Here is a 5,564-nt window from a genome sequence, read left to right as displayed (position 1 = left end):
ATCTATGCGATGACAAACTTGAGTTCTGAGCAGGACAAGAAACATTACTATTTCTAAATCATCTATGCGATGACAAACTAGAGCCAAGTCAAAGCAGAGCTCTTAAAAACAATAGTATAGACTTTTTAATGAATCTAAACCTTCAAATTAAGAAAATAATATAAGCTATTGAATTAAATTTAATTTTTTAAAAATTCAAAGTTTAACCTAATCATCTTAGGCTAAAACTATTAAGCATATAGTATTTTTAACCTGTTGTCCTTACGACTTAATTTGTCGCAATAATGCCATGCATCACTTTCATTTTTAAAAAAATCTGTTAAAAATTGTTTAAATAATAAAAATGGAGAAAATAATGCCTGAACCACAAACTGATATTTTTATAAACGCTTTAGAAGAATCAGTGCACTTTAGTTTAAAAACGATTAACTCCAATATTGAAAAAGGCGGGATTCGTTTAAGTAATCAACAAGCACTTGATTTACCCTATCTCAGTGCTCGAACTTTATTAAATGAAGACTTCCTGATTCCCACTGATTATCAGGCAAATGCAGGTAAAACGGCTTCTATTTTTAAAGTCGTAAAAGCAGCCATGATTAATAATGACATCCATTCAGAAGAAGCTGAGTTTCAACAACAAGTGGAACAGCTCAAGCCATCCATTTCATCTATTTTTAATGAGCCGTATCAAGCCGGTACAGAAAACATTGATATACGTATGCGCCAGCTTTTAATTCCTAAAAATGGTGAGTATGTTTCAGTAAGCCCACTTACTGCTGCTGGTGTAAATTATCTTGTGAACCAAGAAGTTGATGCTGTAAATGAATTATGCAAAGAAAAAGACAGTGAGTTTAACCGCATTCAAACTGCTATTTTTGGCATAGGTGGAGCCAATCCACAAAATGTGGGAAGCCTAGTGCGTTCAATGCAACGCCCTATTACAGTTGATGCTCCTCAAGCAAGTGAAAAAGTACGTCAAGCCTTAGCGATTTTCTATAACGGATTTACGATACGACTATCCCGTAAAATAAAACTGCTTAATGGGACTAAACGAGCAAAAGAAGCAATTAAAGAGTGGTCAGAAATTTTAAATCGCCAACTTATTATCACCGCGACGAATACCATTCAAAATTGGCATGACCTCGAGATTTTCGCTCCTTCGACCAATCGGGATGTTCGAGATCAGGAAGTTATTTTCCTGAACATCCTTGCTAAAGATGTCTTAAGACAGGCGACTTTTCAAAAAAATATTTTAGAAGAAGCTGAATCAATTTTACCAAGTATGGAAGAAATTGAGCGTCCTTCATTCTGGGTTCATCCGAGCCTTCCATTTGTTTTGCAAGGTTTGATTGACCCAGAGCTAAGAGATGATCACTGGAGAATTAAATTCTCCGATTATCTTGCTAGAAAAATCACCAATGAAACCTTTGATATAGAAATAAATAATGAAACTGTATCAATTAGCCTAGATAGCAATTCAGAAGGTTATATCGCCCGCCGCTTACGGGAGATTGTTCGATGAGTCGTTATGTCGTGATTCCTCGTATGCGAGTACAAAATGCAAATATACAAACCAATGGCCTGTTATTAGGTGGTGTGCCTTTGTTTGCAGCCAATATGTTTGCACATCATTTAGCAAGACAATTAGGCACTCAAGAACAAGGCATTATTTATATTCATCATGACCAACAGCGTTTAGGCGGACAAGCTTATGGGCGCTTTACGCCTGCTCAACGCAGAGCTGCAACATATATAAATATGCAAGATTATATTGGTAAAAAATCAGCCAAACGTCCAATATTGTCTTTACAGCCAACAGCATCTTGTCATTTAGAGTTTAGCCTTGTGATTAAATTTAGTAGCTCTCGGATTAGTCCAGAAAAACTAACAAACATACTTAAACATAGCCGTTTTGCTGGCGGACAAATTATCGAGTTTTTAGATATTACCAACCATGCTGAAAATGAATTAGAAGCAGCCCTAAAGAAAATCAAAACAGGATTTGCCATTTTAGACCGACAAGATTTGCTTATTGAATATCAGCAACGTAAACAAATTAATCGAGTTCAGGCATTTACCCAACTGTTGGCATTAAAAGCAGATGCGCTTAGAACGTTCTTTAATGACCCAAATTTAAGTTGGATATCGGCAACTAATTTAGGTTACGCCCTACTTGAGCCACTCACAGACCAACGAGCTGGTATTCGCCAAGCACAAGATCAGGAAACGACAGCACATGCCTATGCAGAACCGCTTACTGGCATTGTTCAGTATTTTTCTTTAGGCGAGATCCTAAGGAAAAATACTGAGGCTGAGGATGACGCTTGGCATAACTTGCAAAAACTATTGTGGACCTACCACTGGCCGCAAGACGACATTTTTCTTTTAAAACAAAATTGCATTAATGCATAAATCATTTTTGAACATAAGGAATTTTTTACATGACAATTTTTAAGAAATTACCAGGTAGCCTTTCTTTACAACGCGGCACGGTGGTGAGTGATGGGGCTTTTTTTAATTTATTTGAAGATGGCAAACAAGAACCTTTACACGTGATGTATCACGGTATTCGAGGGACTCAAAACGTAGCAGGTAACAAAGAAAAAGGTGCTGCAACAGGTAATTCTCTGGCTCGCGAAGTCACCAATATTCAGTTAACCGAATCTGCAAAATTACAACCTAAAGCCAAACTTTTGGTGAAATGGGATTTCCGTTTTATTGATTTGAGCTATGTACTGTTTGCAAGTGCGTCTAAAGCTGGTGCTGACAAAAGCGAAGAATATAATTTCCGCCAAGCTTTCTTAAGTTTTGTAAATCGCTCCAAAGAAAGCGATGGACTTAAAGAAGTTGTGCGTCGTTATGTACGTAATATCGTGAATGGCCGCTGGTTATGGCGTAATCGTATTGTCGCTGAAAGCATTACCATTCAAGTGATTGCTCAGGAACACCCTGAAACATTGAGTTTTGATGCCCTTTCCTACAACCTCAAGAGTTTTGATCAACCGTCTGAACAAGAACAAAAACTAGCAGATATTTTGTTAAAAGGAATTACAGGTGAATCAACAAGTGCTGCCTTGCATATTGAAGCGATTGTTGACTTCGGAATGGGCGGTGTAGAAGTTTTCCCTTCTCAAAATTACCTAGAAGAGAAACCAAAAGGTTTCTCCCGATCTTTATATCAATTAACACCGAAAAAACCAGACCACAAAGCCAATGACAACCAATATCTTGGTCAAGCTGCATTACGTGACCAAAAAATCGGAAATGCGCTAAGAACAATTGATACCTGGTATCCACAGTTTAAAGAAAACGATGAAAAGCCAATTGCAGTAGAACCTAACGGTGCAAACTTAGAAGGACAGATTTTCTATCGTGTGGGTAAAGACAAAGTTTCTGCATTCGATATTTTAAAAGAAGTTGATGAGCTTGATCCAAACAGCGAAAAAGGCATGTTCCTGATTGCATGTTTAATTCGTGGTGGCGTGTACTCTGAGGGTGAATGATCATGGATGCCAATTACTATCTGGATATCCGTGTTCTTGAATCATCAGATGATACGGATTTAAAACTTGGCCATATTCGTAATCAAATTTATACCGTGATTCATGGTGCATTTCGGAAACTACCTGCGCATTATGCGCTTGCGTTGGAGATATCCGATAAATTGAAAGCGAAGCAGGAACAGTTTGAAAAAAAACATGGTCGCTCAGCTAAACCTAACTTTGATATTTTGCGAATTTTTTCAGAAAAACAGGAGGAGTTAGATGGGTTAATCGAGGCAATTAAAGGACACTGGAAAATTCGCGACTATACCGTTTTAGGTGCCGCAATTCCTGTTCCTGCTGCCAAAATTTCTGGTTGGAAAAGCTATCGAAAGTTTCGTATTCCAACTCAGAAAACTGAACGTACAAAGCTTTCTCATCAAAATGAACCTTTAAGAGATAGACGCTTAAAAACTGCCAAAGGAATGCCCTTCTTTCAGGTGGTCAGCAGTACAGGTCATGGTTTTACAGTGTTTATTGATGTGCAGGACAGCGAAAATGCAGGGTACGGACTACCAGATAGCTATGGGCTTGCCCGTAAGGAAAGTCCTTTTGCCCTACCCGTCTTTTAAGGAAATATAATATGAGTCAACTCCGTCAGGAACGCAGCCGCCCACTTATGCTTTCAAAGCGTGCCTGCGTATTTTATTTAGAGAGAGTTCGTGTCGTTTTAAAAGATGATCGAATTGTTTACTTGACGGAGAACTCACAGCCTGTGGAATATTTTTATAATATTCCAGAGAAAAACACAGCCTTTTTGCTACTTGGTAAAGGTAGTTCATTAACAGATGCGGCTGCCAGACGTTTAGCAGAATCTAATGTCATGGTTGGATTTTGTGGTTCTGGTGGTTCCCCTTTATTTTCATCATTAGACTTAACATTTTTAGCACCCCAAAGTGAATATCGACCCACTGAATATATGCAAATTTGGATGAGAGCATGGTTAGATGATGATGCACGCTTACTTATGGCAAAGATTTTATTACTTGAACGTATCGCCCTCGTATCAGAATCATGGAAAAAGAATTTTGATTTAATCCAGTATGGCATTCACATTGATGAAAACGCGTTAAATACATTTAAACAAGATATTGATCGTTCCGAAAATCAACAAGAATTACTTGCAGCCGAAGGACGTTGGGCCAAAACTTTATACAAGCAACTTGCTAAAGGCTTTGGTGTTGAGTTCATTCGCGATGAAGGAAAAAATTCTCATGATACTATTGCTGATATAGCCAACAGCTACCTCGATCATGGAAACTATATTGCCTACGGCTATGCGGCAGTTGCTTTAAATGGAATGGGAATTAGCTTTGCTCTCCCTATTTTGCACGGTAAAACACGTCGTGGGGGTCTAGTCTTTGATCTAGCTGATCTAGTGAAAGATGCTTTTGTGATGCCAATCGCTTTTACATGTGCAGCAAAAGGATTAAATCAAAAAGAATTCCGAATGCAGCTTATTGAAACATGCCAAGACAAAGATATTTTAGATTACATGTTTGGCTTCATTACTGACATATGTAGTAAAATTAAATAAAATCATATAATTAAGTTTTATACTTTATAACGAAGTATTTTCACTCATTAAAAACTTATATAATTGATTTCAAGAGTTTTGTTTTAACTTAACTCTAGTTCATCATCGCCTAGATGATTTAGAAAACCAAGGCTTGCAGCTAGTGCCTGATTCATCAGTTCATCATCGCCTAGATGATTTAGAAAATTTGATATGTTACTTGCGCCTAGTGAATATTGTTCATCATCGCCTAGATGATTTAGAAATAGTCCCAATCCCGCACCTAATAATGCAGAACGTTCATCATCGCCTAGATGATTTAGAAACGGGGGGGATTAAAAACCCCCATTAATAAGATGTTCATCATCGCCTAGATGATTTAGAAACTTTGAAGCTGCAAATTTAACAAATATTGCACGTTCATCATCGCCTAGATGATTTAGAAACTGCTGGGTATATGCAACATACTTACCATTTTGTTCATCATCGCCTAGATGATTTAGAAA

The 5,564-nt window shown here is 37.6% G+C and carries 5 protein-coding genes and 1 CRISPR repeat array; all 5 genes read left to right on the top strand.

All coding sequences use genetic code 11. The annotated features are described in order from the left end of the window. Positions 1-355: 355 nt before the first annotated feature. Genes B3R63_RS08650 through cas1f form a run of 5 tightly spaced genes read left to right on the top strand, consistent with a single transcriptional unit; the run spans position 356 to position 5,079 of the window. On the top strand, positions 356-1,522 hold the full coding sequence (locus B3R63_RS08650; RefSeq protein WP_005026489.1) for a hypothetical protein: 1,167 nt from the start codon (positions 356-358) through the stop codon (positions 1,520-1,522). After that, positions 1,519-2,412: a type I-F CRISPR-associated protein Csy2 gene (gene csy2 / locus B3R63_RS08645; protein ID WP_286729807.1), complete on the top strand. Its 894-nt coding sequence runs from the start codon at positions 1,519-1,521 to the stop codon at positions 2,410-2,412. The genes B3R63_RS08650 and csy2 overlap by 4 nt, the downstream gene beginning before the upstream one ends. 29 nt (positions 2,413-2,441) lie before the next feature. Next, entirely contained in the window at positions 2,442-3,503 is a 1,062-nt protein-coding gene (gene csy3 / locus B3R63_RS08640; protein ID WP_286729806.1) for a type I-F CRISPR-associated protein Csy3, read from the top strand. A gap of 2 nt (positions 3,504-3,505) precedes the next feature. Further along, a complete protein-coding gene (locus tag B3R63_RS08635; protein WP_286729804.1) occupies positions 3,506-4,114 on the top strand; it encodes a type I-F CRISPR-associated endoribonuclease Cas6/Csy4 in 609 nt (202 codons plus the stop codon). Between the two features lie 11 nt (positions 4,115-4,125). Continuing rightward, complete coding sequence (gene cas1f / locus B3R63_RS08630; protein ID WP_034680308.1) at positions 4,126-5,079, top strand: type I-F CRISPR-associated endonuclease Cas1f; 954 nt, start codon at positions 4,126-4,128, stop codon at positions 5,077-5,079. 97 nt (positions 5,080-5,176) lie between these two features. Then, positions 5,177-5,564: a CRISPR direct-repeat array (repeat unit 28 nt; unit sequence GTTCATCATCGCCTAGATGATTTAGAAA).

The organism is Acinetobacter sp. UBA1297, from assembly GCF_002307755.1.
Classification (GTDB): Bacteria; Pseudomonadota; Gammaproteobacteria; order Pseudomonadales; family Moraxellaceae; genus Acinetobacter; species Acinetobacter radioresistens.
Note: the sequence above shows the minus strand (reverse complement) of the source record. Positions and strands in the feature narration are given on the sequence as shown.

Coding starts and splice junctions, on each gene's coding strand:
- cas1f (WP_034680308.1), top strand. CDS start 4,126: ATGAGTCAACTCCGTCAGGAACGCAGCCGCCCACTTATGCTTTCAAAG.
- B3R63_RS08635 (WP_286729804.1), top strand. CDS start 3,506: ATGGATGCCAATTACTATCTGGATATCCGTGTTCTTGAATCATCAGAT.
- B3R63_RS08650 (WP_005026489.1), top strand. CDS start 356: ATGCCTGAACCACAAACTGATATTTTTATAAACGCTTTAGAAGAATCA.
- csy3 (WP_286729806.1), top strand. CDS start 2,442: ATGACAATTTTTAAGAAATTACCAGGTAGCCTTTCTTTACAACGCGGC.
- csy2 (WP_286729807.1), top strand. CDS start 1,519: ATGAGTCGTTATGTCGTGATTCCTCGTATGCGAGTACAAAATGCAAAT.